Source organism: Brachybacterium sp. GCM10030252 (genome assembly GCF_042666535.1).
GTDB lineage: Bacteria > Actinomycetota > Actinomycetes > Actinomycetales > Dermabacteraceae > Brachybacterium.
In genome coordinates this window covers 102,484-116,420 of sequence record NZ_JBHTDM010000035.1, presented here as the reverse complement: position 1 = coordinate 116,420, position 13,937 = coordinate 102,484, and the positions used below count along the sequence as shown (strand labels likewise).

General features: G+C 71.5%; 10 protein-coding genes. 3 read left to right on the top strand and 7 right to left on the bottom strand.

Features of this window, described 5'->3' with window-relative positions; translation table 11 throughout:
* Positions 1-69: 69 nt before the first annotated feature.
* A complete protein-coding gene (locus ACFQRJ_RS16080; protein ID WP_377020234.1) occupies positions 70-1,980 on the bottom strand; it encodes a glycoside hydrolase family 2 protein in 1,911 nt (636 codons plus the stop codon).
* A gap of 78 nt (positions 1,981-2,058) precedes the next feature.
* On the opposite strand from ACFQRJ_RS16080, the gene ACFQRJ_RS16075 reads away from it, so the two are divergent.
* Positions 2,059-3,102: a LacI family DNA-binding transcriptional regulator gene (locus tag ACFQRJ_RS16075; RefSeq protein ID WP_377020233.1), complete on the top strand. Its 1,044-nt coding sequence runs from the start codon at positions 2,059-2,061 to the stop codon at positions 3,100-3,102.
* A gap of 13 nt (positions 3,103-3,115) precedes the next feature.
* On the opposite strand, the gene ACFQRJ_RS16070 is transcribed toward ACFQRJ_RS16075, so the two are convergent.
* The 4 genes from ACFQRJ_RS16070 to ACFQRJ_RS16055 all read right to left on the bottom strand — a co-directional run bounded on the left by ACFQRJ_RS16070 (position 3,116) and on the right by ACFQRJ_RS16055 (position 8,697).
* Entirely contained in the window at positions 3,116-5,482 is a 2,367-nt protein-coding gene (locus ACFQRJ_RS16070; RefSeq protein ID WP_377020232.1) for a TIM-barrel domain-containing protein, read from the bottom strand.
* Between the two features lie 70 nt (positions 5,483-5,552).
* Positions 5,553-6,503: a carbohydrate ABC transporter permease gene (locus tag ACFQRJ_RS16065; RefSeq protein WP_377020231.1), complete on the bottom strand. Its 951-nt coding sequence runs from the start codon at positions 6,501-6,503 to the stop codon at positions 5,553-5,555.
* Positions 6,500-7,447 carry a carbohydrate ABC transporter permease gene (locus ACFQRJ_RS16060; RefSeq protein WP_377020230.1) on the bottom strand — a complete coding sequence of 316 codons (948 nt, stop codon included), beginning with the start codon at positions 7,445-7,447 and terminating at the stop codon, positions 6,500-6,502. The genes ACFQRJ_RS16065 and ACFQRJ_RS16060 overlap by 4 nt, the downstream gene beginning before the upstream one ends.
* A 32-nt stretch (positions 7,448-7,479) precedes the next feature.
* Positions 7,480-8,697, bottom strand: coding sequence for an ABC transporter substrate-binding protein (locus tag ACFQRJ_RS16055; RefSeq protein ID WP_377020229.1), 1,218 nt, complete (start codon positions 8,695-8,697; stop codon positions 7,480-7,482).
* Positions 8,698-9,201: 504 nt separating this feature from the next.
* On the opposite strand from ACFQRJ_RS16055, the gene ACFQRJ_RS16050 reads away from it, so the two are divergent.
* On the top strand, positions 9,202-10,641 hold the full coding sequence (locus ACFQRJ_RS16050; protein WP_377020228.1) for an MFS transporter: 1,440 nt from the start codon (positions 9,202-9,204) through the stop codon (positions 10,639-10,641).
* A 157-nt stretch (positions 10,642-10,798) separates the two neighbouring features.
* On the top strand, positions 10,799-11,344 hold the full coding sequence (locus tag ACFQRJ_RS16045; RefSeq protein WP_377020227.1) for a pyridoxamine 5'-phosphate oxidase family protein: 546 nt from the start codon (positions 10,799-10,801) through the stop codon (positions 11,342-11,344).
* A 156-nt stretch (positions 11,345-11,500) separates the two neighbouring features.
* Here ACFQRJ_RS16045 and ACFQRJ_RS16040 read toward each other — a convergent pair whose 3' ends face one another.
* Positions 11,501-11,971, bottom strand: a complete 471-nt coding sequence (locus ACFQRJ_RS16040) for a ribose-5-phosphate isomerase (protein WP_377020226.1) — start codon at positions 11,969-11,971, stop codon at positions 11,501-11,503.
* A 128-nt stretch (positions 11,972-12,099) separates the two neighbouring features.
* Complete coding sequence (locus tag ACFQRJ_RS16035; protein WP_377020225.1) at positions 12,100-13,803, bottom strand: dihydroxyacetone kinase family protein; 1,704 nt, start codon at positions 13,801-13,803, stop codon at positions 12,100-12,102.
* Positions 13,804-13,937 lie beyond the last annotated feature (134 nt).

Below are 13,937 nucleotides of genomic sequence, written 5' to 3'. Positions count from 1 at the left end.
AGACGCTGACCTGATCCAGTGCCGAGCCGGACGCGCCGTGGCAGGCCTGACCGGCCTGCCCGGGCGCGCTCAGCTGCCGGTGACCGCCCGGCGGATCTCCGAGATCGGCATCTTCGGGGTGCGGTCCGCATTCAGCAGCCCGTTGGTCTCCTGCATGGTGTCGGTCAGCTGCGTGTAACAGGAGCCGGACAGGAAGCTGCTGGCCCGGATCCCGTCGTACAGCGCGGTGATCCGTTCGATCCAGTCCTCGCCGTCGGTGGCGCGGGTGTAGCCCCACCCGTCGGCCCGCCGGGTCCCGTCCTGATAGTTCACGCCGCCGAACTCGGTGAGCATGACCGGCTGCCCGTGGTCCTCGGCGCCGCCGACGAGCTGGAACCGGCCGGACGGCGCGATCCCCTCGACGGCGCGCGTGCGGGCGGCCTCGTCGGCATAGGTGCGGGCCAGGGCGGCGCCGTCGCCCTCGTAGTCGTGGATCGTGAGGATGTCGGTGTTCTGCTGCTGCCAGCCGTCGTTGCAGACCACGGGGCGGCTGGGGTCCAGAGCGCGCGTGAGATCGGTCAGCGCCCGGGCGTAGGCCTGCTGGGCCGGGTCGTCGGTGACGTGCTGGATGCCCCAGGACTCGTTGAACGGCACCCAGGTCACGATCGAGGGATGGGAGACGTCCCGCTCGACGGCCGCCATCCACTCCGAGGTCAGCCGCTGGACGGCGAGGGCAGAGAACTCGTACGCCCCCGGCGCCTCGCCCCAGACCAGCAGACCGAGCCGGTCGGCCCAGTACAGGAAGCGCGGGTCCTCGATCTTCTGATGCATGCGGGCCGCGTTGAACCCGAGCGCCTTGATCAGCTCCACCTCGCGGCGGTGAGCCAGCGGCTCGGGCGCCGCCAGGTGGGACTCCGGCCAGAAGGCCTGGTCCAGCACGCTGCGGACGTCGTAGGGCTGGCCGTTCAGCAGGAACGCCCCACCGCCCACGGCGGTCGAGCGCATCCCGAAGTAGCTGGTGACCAGGTCCAGCGGGCGGGAGCGGCCATCCAGCAGGGTGACCTCGGCGTCGACCAGACGGGGCTTCTCGGGAGACCACGTCAGCTCGTCCTGGGCCTGGCCGTTGCGCTGGCGCGCGACGGGGACCGTGAGCTCGAGCGTGGGGCGGGCATTCGTGGCCTCGACCTCGATCGTGCCGAGGTCCTCCTCACGCTCGAGGAAGCGCAGCGTCACCCGCAGGCGGGACCCGGCCGGCGGGGTGCCGCGGAACCGGACCGTCAGGGACTGGGTCGTGGGTGTCGCCGGGCTCCAGCGCAGGTCGCGCACGGAGACGTCGGGGACAGCCTCGAGCCACACCGTCTGCCAGATGCCGGTGGTGCGGCGATACCAGATGGCATGCGCCTCCTCGTGCCAGTCCTGCTTGCCGCGCGGCTGGGTCACATCCAGCGGATCGTCGGCGGCGCGGACGACCAGCAGGTGCTCGCCCTCCGGCGCGAGCAGCTCCGTGACGTCGAAGCTGAACGGCGTGTGGCCGCCCTCGTGCTCGCCGACGAACTGCCCGTCGATCCAGACCGAGGCGCGGTAGTCGACAGCGCCGAAGTGCAGCAGCAGACGGGGCGCGTCGTCACCGGAGCCGGCCTCGGCCAGCTCCGTGGCTCCGATGGTCCGTGAGTACCACACGACCGGATGGAAGCCGGGCTCGGCGATCCCCGAGGCCTCGGACTCCGGCGGGAAGGGGACCTGGATCTCGCGCGGCCGGTCGAACCCGCGGCTCCAGCCCTCGGCGAGGCCGACGTCCGCGTCGTCATGGCGGAAGGACCAGGTCCCGGTGAGGTCGGCCCACTGCTCCCGCAGCAGCTGCGGCCTCGGGTAGGAGCCGTCCTGGCGGCTGGCCGGCGTCGGCGCGGGGCGGGCGGCTCCGTCGGCGGGGCCGGCAGTGGTTGCGGTGCCCGCAGGCTCGACGGGGCCGGCGGGGTCTGCGGAGGCGTCAGCGGTGCTCATGCCCGCCGAATTTACAGCGCTGGAAACTCCCGGTCAATCGGGATCCGGAAACGTCGCGGTCCGGGTACCGTTGGACGGATGAGCCGGGTCACGCTGCAGGACGTCGCCGACCACGCGGGCGTCTCGATGAAGACGGTCTCCAATGTGGTGCGCGGGTATCAGCACGTCAGCGACCCCATGCGCACCCGGGTGCAGGCCTCGATCGATGCGCTGGGTTACCGCCCGAACGTCTCCGGGCGCAGCCTGGCCACGGGCCGGTCGAACATGCTGGCCTTCGCCTTCGCCGACCTGCGCCGGCCCTACTTCGCCGAGCTCGCCCACGTCATCTCCCGGGTCTGCGCGGCTCGTGGCTACCACCTGCTGTTCGAGGAGACCGGCGGCACGGCCGACGGCGAGCGCTCCGCGGTGCGCGGGCGCGAGGCCGGGGTGGTCGACGGCGTGATCATCCACCCCCAGGACCTGACCCCGGCCGAGCTCGACGAGCTGCGCGGGGACACCGCGGTCGTCTTCCTCGGCGAGGCCGAGCGCCCGCGTCATTCCGACCAGGTCGCCATCGACAACGTCCGCGCAGCGGCCGAGGCGGTTGCGCACCTGGTCGCCCTCGGCCGCCGCCGCATCGGCTTCCTCGGGCACGAGCCCGCTGCGCTGTCGCAGACCTCGCTGCTGCGCCTGCAGGGCTACCGCGACGGGCTGGAAGCGGCCGGCCTGGCCGCCGAGGACTCACTCCTGGTCCCCCGCGGAGTCGGGGACGCCCAGGGGGCCGAGGCGGCCTTCGGACGAGCGCTGGATACGGGCCTGGAGATCGATGCACTGCTGTGCCGCGACGATCTCGCCGCTCTCGGTGCCCTGCGGGCCATGCGCCTGCGCGGGCTCGAGGCCCCGAACGACATCGCCGTGATCGGGTGGGATGCGATCGGTCTGGCGGCGAGCCTGGCCCCCAGTCTCACGTCCGTGGCGCCGGACACCGTCGCCCTCGCCGAGAGCACGCTGGAGCTGCTGCTCGAGCGGATCGAAGGGCACGACGGGCCCGGCCGGCACCGCACGGTCGGCCACCGGCTGCTGGTCGGAGAGAGCGCCCCCTACCCGGACGGGTCGGTCGACGAGCCGAGCACGGACGACTGACAGCGGGCGAGCCTCAGGCCTCGCCGGGCTGGATGCTGCCGAGCAGCTCGATGATCACGGCGCGCAGCGAGGCGGGCAGGCCGACGGTCTCCAGCTCGGCGATCCGCTCCGCCACCGGCGCGTCCCGGGAGACGATCTCCCAGGCGCGCAGCTTCTCGGGGTTGCCGGCCTGGGCCTGCTCGAGCACCTCGCGCACCACGCGGCGGGCATCGAGGCCGATGCGCGGGGGCCCGGCCAGCTCCAGCACCGCACCGTCTGCTGCCTGCACCGGGAGATCGACGCTGAAGCGGCCCGGCGAGCGCTCTGCGACCTCCTGCCCGGTGGCCGGTTCGCCCAGCACGGTGATCCGCCAGGTCCGCTGCTGCGGGACGACGCCCGCCTCGCCCTCGACCGGAGCGATCCGGAGGGTGGAGGTGGCGGCCTCCCAGCTCAGCCGGGTGCGGCCGACGTCGTGCTCGGCGCCCTCGCGGTCCTCGACGAGCTCGAAGGTCCCGTCGGCCGTGGGGTTCAGGAGCAGCTCGAGCGTGTCGGGGTTCTGGGTGACGTCGAGCTGGTCCTCGGCCGCGAGCGGGAGGATGCCGCCGGGGCGGAGCAGGGCGGGGATGGTCTCCAGTGGCCGGTGGAGGTCCGCGATCCGGTCCCCCGCGTAGGCGGCGGAGGTGAAGATGTCGATCCACTGGCCGGGCGGGAGCCAGGTGCGCGCGCTGCCGTGCAGGCTGGCCGGATCGCGGGGCGAGACGATCGGGGCGATGACCAGCTCCGAGCCGAAGGCGTAGGCGTTCGGGGCCCGGTAGGCCTCGTCGCGACGGGGATGGAGGTGGTACAGCGGCCGCACCAGCGGGGTGCCGTCGGCCGCCCGGTGGTTCATGGTGTGCAGGTAGGGCACCAGGCGGTGCCGCAGCCGCAGGGCCTCGCCCATCGCGGCCCGGTGGCCGGCCGGGAAGGTCCACGGCTCCTTGCGGATGAAAGGGTTGTTGGCCGAGTGCAGGCGCATGATCGGCGAGAACACGCCGAACTGCACCCACCGCGTGGCCAGCTCGTCGTCGCGGATGCCGCGGGTGTGGCCGCCGATGTCGTGGCTCCACCAGCCGTAGCCGATGTTCGCGGCGGTGGCGGTGAACTCGGGCTGGAAGGCCAGCGAGTCCCAGGAGACCACGGCGTCGCCCGAGAAGCCGACGGCGTAGCGATGGCTGCCGGGGCCGGCGTAGCGGGAGAAGGTCATCCCGGCGCCGCCGTCGCGGGCCGAGTCCAGCTGATGGAAGTGGTTCAGCAGCCACAGCGGGTCCACCCCGGGCAGGCGGCTGGTGCTGCCCTGCTGCCAGTCGATCCACCAGAAGTCCACGCCCTGCTCCTCGAGGGGGTGGTGGAGGTGGTCGAAGTAGGCGCGCAGGAAGTCGCGGTCGGTGGGATCGAAGGGGATGGTCTGCTCGGTCTCCGGATCGATCCCCAGCTCGCGGGCCATCTCGGGGTAGGCGTCCTCGAAGGCGCGCACGCCGTCGGCCGGATGCAGGTTCAGCGTGGTGCGCATGCCGCGCCGGTGCAGCTGCTCGAGGAAGCCCGCCGGGTCCGGGAACAGCGAGGGCTCCCAGGAGTACCCGGTCCAGCCGCTGCCGAAGCGGGAGGGGACGGACTCGACCCGGTGCCAGTCCATGTCGATCACCGCGACCGAGAACGGGATCTGCTCCGTCTCGAAGCGGTCCATCAGCTCGAGGTAGCTCTCCGCGCTGTAGGGGTGGTAGCGGCTCCACCAGTTGCCCAGTGCCCAGCGCGGCAGCAGCGAGGGGCGCCCGGAGACGGCGTAGAACGCGTCCAGCGCGGCGTCGTAGTCGCGCCCGTAGGCGAAGATCGTGAGGTCACGGCGGCCCGGGGCGCGGGTGCCGATCCATCCGTCGGCCTCGAACAGGAACGAGTCGCTGTCATCGAGCATGGTGATGCCGTCGCGGGCGAGGATGCCCGGCTCCAGCGGCATCCGCCCGTCGACGTCGTCGAGGGTTCGGCCGGTGCCGCCGAGGTCGCGCGGCTCCTGCCCGTAGGTCCACCGGTTCGCATCCGGGCCCAGGGTCTCCACGCTCAGCCCCGCCGCGGAGAAGCGCTGCCCGTCGTAGCGCAGCTGAGCACGGCCGGTGCTGATCTCGACCCCGGCGCCGCTGCGGACCACCGAGAACTCCGGCACCTCCAGGCGCCGGCGGATCGCGAACGTGGAGGCACGGTCCTCGAAGCCGCCGTCCTCGCTCCACTCCAGCCGGAACAGCCCGTCGGCCAGGACGCTGATGCGCCAGTTCTCCCCCGTGACCACGGCCTCGGGGTGGGCCACCGGGTCGGTGCCGGGAAAGGGACGGACGACGGGCAGGGACGCGGCATCGTGCCGGGAGGGGGTCATGCTGGCTCCTGGTAGGTCTGCGACGGGGAGGGCGGGCGACCGTGGCCGCACGGCCCCGGGATATCGGGGATCAGGACTTCACGGCGCCCTGGGTGATGCCGCTGATCACCCAGCGCTGGGCGATGAGGTACACGATGACCGTCGGCGCCATCGCCATCAAGTAGGACGCGAAGGCGACGTTGTAGTTGGTGCCGAAGTCGCTCTGGAAGATGTTCTGGACCACGGGCAGCGTCTGCAGGCGCGGGTTCGAGGTGATCAGCGAGGCCAGCATGAAGTCGTTCCAGGAGGCCAGGAAGGCGAAGATGCCGACGGTCGCGTTCATCGGGCCCAGCAGCGGCAGGATGATCCGCCAGAAGATCTGCCAGGTCGAGGCGCCGTCGATGCGGGCGCTCTCCTCGAGCTCGCCCGGGATCGAGCGCAGATAGGCCGAGTAGAGCAGCACGGAGAAGGAGAGCTGGAACATCGCGTGCAGGATCGCCACCCCGACGGGGTTGTCCAGACCCAGCTGCGCGGTGAGCTTGATCTGCGGCAGCGCCACCACCGGGAACGGCAGGAACATCGCGGCCAGCAGGTAGATGAACGACCAGCGGAAGAACCGCCGGTGCCAGTTGCGCACGATCGAGTAGGAGGCCAGCGAGCTCAGCAGCAGCGTCAGCGCCACCGTCAGCACGCACACGAGCACCGAGACGCCGAAGGCGACGGGGAAGTGCGTCAGCTTCCAGGCCTCGGCGAAGCTCCCCGGATTGACGGGACTGGGCAGGGAGAGAGCGTTGCCGTCGGCCGACTGCGGGCTGGTCTTGAAGGCCATCGCCACCGTGACGTACAGCGGGATGATCACGGTCAGCGCGGCGAGCGCGAGCAGGATCGTCAGCGGCCAGTTCGCCCGGCCATTGCGGTGGCGCAGGAGACCGGTGCGGCCGGGACCGGAGGGCGTGCTGCCGCCCGGGGCGCCGGCCGGGGCGCCGGCGAGGGACGGAGCGGCCGGGCCGGTGCCGGTGGAGGCGGTGTCGAGAGTGCTCATGCGAGTCGGAGGTTCCTTCCTCGTACAACGACCAGCTGCACGACGGAGATGAGGACCGTGATCACGAAGAAGATCGTCGCGTTGGCCATCTGGTAGGCGTACTCACCGCCGGTGAAGCCGGAGAAGATGCTCATGGCCACGCTGCGGGTGGAGGTTCCCGGCCCGCCGCCGGTGAGGCCGACGATGACGTCGTAGGCGCCCAGGTAGCCCTTCACCCCGAGGATCGTGTTGATCAGCACGAAGCCGCTGATCAACGGCAGCGTGATCGCCCACAGCTGCTTCCAGGTGGAGGCGCCGTCCAGGGAGCTGGCCTCGTAGAGGTCGTCCGGGATGGAGGTGAGCCCGGCGGTGTAGATCAGCAGGGCCCCGGGGACCGTCTGCCAGGCGGTGACGATCACGATCGAGAGCCACGCGAGGTCGGGGTTGCCCAGGATGCTCTCCTGGAGCGGCCCGATGCCGAGCGCGGTCGCCAGCGCCGGGACGGTGTTGGAGAACAGATAGTTGAACACGTAGGCCACGACGATGCCGGAGACCACCATTGGGATCACGAAGATCGTGCGCAGCCCGGCCGCGAACCGCACCCGCTTGGTCAGCGCGATCGCCAGCGCGAGGGCGATGGTCTGCGTGACCACCACGGTGACCAGCGCGAAGCCGAGCGTGAACGAGTAGGAGCTGAGGATGGAGGGATCGGAGAACAGGGCCTGGTAGTTCGCCAGCCCCAGCAGCTTCCACTCGCCGAAGCCGACGTAGTCGGTGAAGCTGTAGAAGATGCCCACGCTCGCCGGGACCACGACGAACCCGGTGAAGGCGAGCAGGGCGGGGACGAGGAACAGGTAGTGGATCAGATCGGTGCGCGGCCCGTGGCGGCGCGAGCCGCGGCCGGCGCTGCTGCCGCGGGTGGCGCGGGTGCCGCGGGTGGCGGACGTGGTGTCGGTGGTGGTCATGTTCGCTCCTGGATCGACGTGTGCCATGGCGCTCAGACCGTCGCGTCCCGGCCGGCCACGCGGCGCCAGTCGGCATCGAGCTGGCGCAGCATCGTGGTGAAGTCCCCGCTGCGGATCGCAGCCTGGAGGTAGTTGCCCAGCGGGATCGAGGTGGGCACGAAGGTGCCGGCGCCCTGGTAGAACGCGGCCTCGTCGACGTAGGCCTGCAGGCCCTCCAGCCGCTCATCGGTCTGCGGCGGCGCGTCCTTCGTGGTCGAGTAGGCGAGGTTGTCGCGGTTGTAGGCGTCGATGATCTCGGGCTGCATGAGGAACTCGACGAGCTCGCGCGCGGTCTCGACGTCCTGCGCCTCCTCGGGGATCCACAGCCCCAGGTCGACATTCACGCGCGCCTGCCGGTCGGCCGGGTCGTTGGTCACCGGCAGCGCGAAGGTGCCGATGTCGAGCGTCTCGTCGATCAGCGCGATCTGGCCCAGTGCCCACGGCCCCTGGAGGTACATCGCCGCCTCGCCCTTGCCGAAGGCGAGGTTGCCGTCGGCGTAGGACCGGGTGGCGTGGTCGGGGTTGAAGAACGAGGAGATGGTCTTCGCGCGCTCCATGGGCACGGCGAAGTCCTTCTCGAAGGAGACCTCCGAGTCGGGGCCGACGTCCTCGCCGATCTCGGTCATCTTCGCGAAGAACTCCGCGGGATCGACGAGGCTGCCCACGGAGTAGTCGAACAGGCCCTGCCACAGGGTCCAGGTGTCGCGGTCGGTGGCGTAGATCGGGGTGATCTCGGCCTTCTGCAGCTCGGTGCACACGTCGACGAACTCGTCCCAGGTCTCCGGCACCGGCAGGTCGTGCTCGGCGAAGATCGTCTTGTTGTAGATGACACCGGCCGCGGCCAGGGAGTACGGCAGCACGCTGGTGCGGCCGGGGTAGTCGGCGTACTGGGTGGCGAGCACGCCGATGCTGTCGCGGATCCGAGCGGCCGACGGCAGATCCGAGAGGTCGCGCAGCACGCCGCGCTCGATGTACCGGGCGAGCTCGAGGTTGGTGTTGAAGCAGCCGACATCCGCCGGGTCCCCGCGCACGAACTGCGGGGCGATCGCCGTGGTGGAGTCGTGGACGACGGAGGTGCCCGGATGGGCGCTCTCGAACTGAGTCAGCAGGTCACCGAAGTACCCGATGACCTCCTGCTTCTGCATGAAGAAGCGCAGGCTGCCTCCGCTCGCGGCTCCACTGGAGCAGCCGGCCAGGGCGAGCGCGCCCACGCCGAGGCCTCCTGCGGCGCCGGCGAGGAATCCTCGCCGGGCCACCTGCTCTGGTCCACCACGTGTTCTCGTTCGCACTATCGGGCCTCCTCGGGCGCACCGTCACGCGTCGTCGTCGCGCGTGCTCGCGCCGACGTCGGGCAATCCTCCTCGGCCGCGGGCACCGGCCGGTCGAGGAGACCGGGCAGTGCGTCCGCGACCGCGGTTGCCACGCCCGGCCAAGTTTGCAGCGCTGTAAACCGGCTGTCAAACGGTCTTCCCACGTGAGCATGACGTGATGTGAGACACGCGACGCTGCCGACGGTGGCCGCCTCGCGCCCGGACACGCCGCGGGCGGACTTTCGCAACGGATCCGAGACCTTCGAGGCTTTTTATCACAGTGACCAGGAGTCTTGCGGGGCCGGCCGTGCGCGATCGGCCGCGCGGGGCCCCGAGAGGGGGTTGCGCCCGGTGGGGCGTGCGCCATCATGGCTCGGGAACCGCCCAGCCATCCCGGAGATGACGATGAGCCCCACCCCCGCCTCGCCCGACGCCTCCCCCGTCGGCGCCGCCCGCCCCCTGACCAGGTCGCAGCGCCTGGATCGCCTGCCCTTCACCCGCAAGCACGGGCGGATGCTGGGCGCCTCCGGCATCGGCTGGGCGCTGGATGCGATGGACGTCGGCCTGATCTCCTTCGTCATCGCCGCCCTCAGCGTCCACTGGGAGCTGAGCAAGGGCGACGGCTCGCTGATCGCCTCGGCGGGGTTCGCGGGCATGGCCATCGGGGCGAGCCTGGGCGGGCTGCTCGCCGACCGCCTCGGCCGGCGCAGCGTCTTCGCCCTCACCCTGCTCGTGTACGGCCTGGCCACGGGCGCCTCCGCCCTGGCGATGGGCGTCGGCGTGCTGATCCTGCTGCGCTTCGTGGTGGGCCTGGGACTGGGGGCCGAGCTGCCTGTCGCCTCGACCCTGATGAGCGAGTTCGCCCCGGCCCGTATTCGCGGACGCGTGGTCGTGTGGCTCGAGGCGTTCTGGGCCCTGGGGTGGATCCTGGCCGCGGTGATCGGGACGTTCGTGGCCGCCTCCGGGCCCACGGGCTGGCGCTGGGCGCTGGCCATCGGTCTGGTGCCGGCGCTGTACTCGGTGGTGGTGCGCCTGGGGATGCCGGAGTCGGTGCGCTTCCTGGAGAAGCAGGGCCGTCACGACGAGGCCGAGACCATCGTGCGCGGGTTCGAGGACTCGGCCGGACTCGCCTCCCCGGTGGCCGCTGAGCAGGACTCCTCCGAGTCCTCGCAGCAGGTCTCCCCGGAGTCGCCCGCAGCGCCCGCCGCGCGGGTCACCACCGAACCGCCGCCCGCCGATCCCCTCAGCTCCGAGACCGCCGGGGGGATCTGGTCGCCGCTGCTGCGCCGCCGTACCGCCGGGCTGTGGGCGGTGTGGTTCTGCATCAACCTCTCGTACTACGGGGCCTTCATCTGGATCCCCACGCTGCTGGTCGATCGCGGCTTCACCCTGACCCAGTCGTTCACCTTCACGCTGATCATCACCCTCGCCCAGCTGCCCGGCTACGCCGTCTCCGCGTGGCTGATCGAGGTCATCGGGCGCCGCTGGACGCTGACGCTGTTCCTGGCCGGCTCCGCCCTCTCCGCCACCGCCTACGGCCTGGCGGACACCGAGGTGCTGATCATCGTGGCCGGCTGCTGCCTGAGCTTCTTCAACCTCGGAGCCTGGGGCGCGCTGTACGCGATCGGCCCGGAGCTCTACCCCACGGCCGTGCGGGGCACGGGCACCGGCGCGGCGGCCGGCTTCGGTCGCATCGCCTCGCTGCTGGCACCGTTCATGGTGCCGCTGCTGCTGGCCACCGGCGGGCAGGTGCTGTCCTTCGCCGTCTTCGCGGTGGCCTTCGCCCTGGCGGCGGGCGCCGCGTTCACCCTGCCCGAGCAGCGGGGGCGGGCGCTGGCGGAGTGACGGCCCGACCCCGGGGCGCGTGACCTGGCGGACTGCGCCGAGGTTCGCGGGGCGGACGTCGTCGACCATTGGGCCGCCCGACGGTGCCATCGCGACCGCGGACGCATCGGCCTTCCGGCACACGGGGACGACGGGCCTCACCCCGTAGCCTCGTGCCATGGCAAAAGTCTTCGACTCCATCGACGAGGGTCTCCGGGGCTGGATCGCCGAGCAGCCGATGTGGTTCGTCGCCACCGCCCCTCTCGGCGCCGAAGGGCACGTGAACGTCTCGCCCCGCGGCCATGATTCGTTCTCCGTGCTGGGCCCGCACCGCGTCGCCTGGGTCGACTACACCGGCAGCGGCGTCGAGACCATCGCGCACCTCCGCGAGAACGGGCGCGTGTGCCTGATGTTCCTCTCCTTCGAGGCACGGCCACGCATCGTGCGCCTGCACGGCAACGGCCGTGTCTTCGTCCCGGGAGACACGGAGTTCGACGAGGTCGTGGCACTCCACCCCGCGCATCCCAGCACACGGGCCGTCATCACGGTCGACGTCACGCGGATCAGCGACTCATGCGGCTGGGGCGTGCCGGTCATGGAGATGAGCGGCGAGCGCGACCTGCTCCGGCTGCAGGCCGAGAAGAAGGGCGAGGACGGCATGGAGCGCTACCGCGCCGAGAAGAACACCCACAGTATCGACGGCCTGCCAGGCCTGCCTCAGTGACGCCTCGACCTCGGCGCGCGTGACCTGGCGGACTGCGCCGAGGTTCGCGGGTCGGGCGTCGTCGACCATGGGGACGCCCGACTACTGGCGACATAGCGGGTGCCGTGGCGTATATGGCCACGGCACCCGCTCACACGCCAGTACCCGGTTGTCGGGTCAGGACTTGTCGAGCGACCCGTCGTAGGCGCAGATCGCGTCGACCTTCGCCGCCGAGGAGGAGTTGGGGTCGAACTCGAGGTCCAGCCACACCTTGACCAGTTCCTTGGCGAGCTCGAGGCCCACCACGCGCTCGCCCATGCACAGCACCTGCGCATCGTTGGAGAGCACGGAGCGCTGGACGGAGTAGAGGTCGTCCGCGGTCACGGCACGGATGCCGGGGACCTTGTTCGCGGAGATCGCCACGCCCAGGCCCGTGCCGCAGATCAGCAGCGCCCGGTCGGCCTCGCCGGCGGCGATCTTCTCCGCCGCCTCGATGGCGACGTTGGGGTAGTAGGTGCCGTCCTCCCGGCCGGTGACACCGACGTCGATCACGGAGTCGACGCGGGAGTCGGATTCGAGCAGTTCCTTCAGTGCACTCTTGTGGCCGAATCCGGCGTTGTCGGATCCGGTGATGATCTTCCAGCCCATGGCTGCTCCTTCGGGTGATGGATGAGGATGGCTGACGGAGACGGTGTCGTTCTATGCAGTTGTCAGCGGGCCGGCGGGGCTGCGGCCCGGGACCAGCCCTGCCGGACCGTCGCCGGTCGACCGGACGGTCAGGCCGAGAGCAGTTCGCCGAGGCGGGTCACGATCCGTGCGAAGGAGATCGCGCCCGGGTCGGGCGTGCCCTTGGACTTCTCGCCGTGGGTGCGTGCTCGGCCCAGGTGGGCGACGAGATCCGCGGTGGACTCGGCGGCCGCTGTGGCGTTCTCGGCGGCGGCGGTGACCGCCTCGGCGGCGGGTCCGTCGGCCGACTCCAGGGTCTCACGGAACGGCACCGCCGCGTCGACCATGGTCTTGTCCCCGGGCTTGGCCCCGCCCAGGCGCTCGACCGCCTCGACGGCCTGGGCCAGGGCAGAGGGGATCTGCTCGTCGCTGACGGCCTCGTCGTCGCGGAAACCGCCGCCGACGCTGGTCAGCACCGCGCCCCAGAGGGCACCGGAGGTCCCGCCGGCCTCGGCGGACCAGGCGGCTCCGGCCTGGACCAGCACGGTGCGGGCGCCGGCACCGCGCTCGAGCGCGCGGGAGGCGGCGGCGTGGGCACCGCGCGCGCCGAGGACCATTCCCTGGCCGTGGTCACCGTCGCCGGCGATCGAGTCCAGCTGGCCCAGCTCCGGCTCCAGCTCCTCGAGCAGGCTCTGGAGGTCGGCGAGGATCTCGGTGATGCGGCGGGCGCTGTCACGCGAGGCGTCGGTGGCCTCGGGGATCGGGTCCTCGCCGGGGGTGTAGAGCTCGCCGCGCTCCTGGCCGGCCGGCCCTTCGACCGTGCCGCCGCGACGGAACGCCGGGGTGTCGGCGGGGGCGAGCCAGTGCTGCTCGAGCTCGTCGTCCAGCCGCATCACCGTGAGCGAGAGGCCCGCCATGTCGAGGCTGGTGACGTGCTCGCCGACCTCGGGGCGCACGAGCGTGAGGCCCTTGTCCTGCAGCAGCGCCGAGACGTGCCTCCACACCACGAACATCTCTTCGTACTTCACGGTGCCCAGTCCGTTCAGGACCACCGCAGCCCGCTGCGAGTCGAGCTCGGGCGTCTCCTTCAGCACGCCCTCGACCAGCACCTCGGCGAGCTCGGCGGCGCTGGGCATCGGCTTCTCGTCGATCCCGGGCTCCCCGTGGATGCCCAGGCCGATGGCCATCTTGCCCTCGGGCACGTGGAAGAGGGCATCCTCAGCCCCGGGCAGCGTGCAGCCGTCGAAGGCCACACCCAGGGAGCGGGTGGCGTCGTTGGCCTTCCAGGCCAGGCGCTCGGCCTCGTCGAGGTCGGCCCCGGCCTGGATGGCGGCGCCGGCCACCTTGAACACGACCAGGTCACCGGCGATGCCGCGGCGGTCGCGGTGGTTGTCCTCGGAGTTGGAGGCGATGTCATCACTGACCTTGACGATGCGCACGTCGATGCCTTCCGCGCGCAGCTTCTCGGCGGCGACCCCGAAGTGGAGCACGTCGCCGGCGTAGTTGCCGAAGCCGAGGATCACGCCGCCGCCGTTGTCGGAGTTGCGGGCGACGGAGTAGACCTGGTCGGCCGACGGGGAGGAGAAGATGTTGCCGCACGGGGCGCCGTGGGCGAAGCCGGGACCCACCCAGCCGGCGAAGGCCGGGTAGTGACCGGATCCGCCGCCGACGACCAGCGCCGGGGCGCCCTCCGGAGTGGCCAGTGCGCGCACCACCCCGCCGTGCACCTGCAGCAGTTCGTCGGGGTGGGCGGCCACGAGGCCTTCCACGGCGTCGGCGGGGAACGACTTCGGGTCATCGAAGAGGTAAGTCATCGTCGAACTCTCTCTGCAGGGATATGAGGGGCGGGTACAGGGCCAGCCTGCCTGATGGGCGGTGCGCCGACCAGATGGGCCCGGGTCGTCGGCCGACAGCGGCCGGCACGGCGCCCGTGCCGGGCGATCAGCCC

Bases quoted from the DNA above. Each gene is read 5' to 3' on its own strand.
- ACFQRJ_RS16080 (WP_377020234.1), bottom strand. From the start codon at position 1,980: ATGAGCACCGCTGACGCCTCCGCAGACCCCGCCGGCCCCGTCGAGCCT.
- ACFQRJ_RS16075 (WP_377020233.1), top strand. From the start codon at position 2,059: ATGAGCCGGGTCACGCTGCAGGACGTCGCCGACCACGCGGGCGTCTCG.
- ACFQRJ_RS16070 (WP_377020232.1), bottom strand. From the start codon at position 5,482: ATGACCCCCTCCCGGCACGATGCCGCGTCCCTGCCCGTCGTCCGTCCC.
- ACFQRJ_RS16065 (WP_377020231.1), bottom strand. From the start codon at position 6,503: ATGAGCACTCTCGACACCGCCTCCACCGGCACCGGCCCGGCCGCTCCG.
- ACFQRJ_RS16060 (WP_377020230.1), bottom strand. From the start codon at position 7,447: ATGACCACCACCGACACCACGTCCGCCACCCGCGGCACCCGCGCCACC.
- ACFQRJ_RS16050 (WP_377020228.1), top strand. From the start codon at position 9,202: ATGAGCCCCACCCCCGCCTCGCCCGACGCCTCCCCCGTCGGCGCCGCC.
- ACFQRJ_RS16045 (WP_377020227.1), top strand. From the start codon at position 10,799: ATGGCAAAAGTCTTCGACTCCATCGACGAGGGTCTCCGGGGCTGGATC.
- ACFQRJ_RS16040 (WP_377020226.1), bottom strand. From the start codon at position 11,971: ATGGGCTGGAAGATCATCACCGGATCCGACAACGCCGGATTCGGCCAC.
- ACFQRJ_RS16035 (WP_377020225.1), bottom strand. From the start codon at position 13,803: ATGACTTACCTCTTCGATGACCCGAAGTCGTTCCCCGCCGACGCCGTG.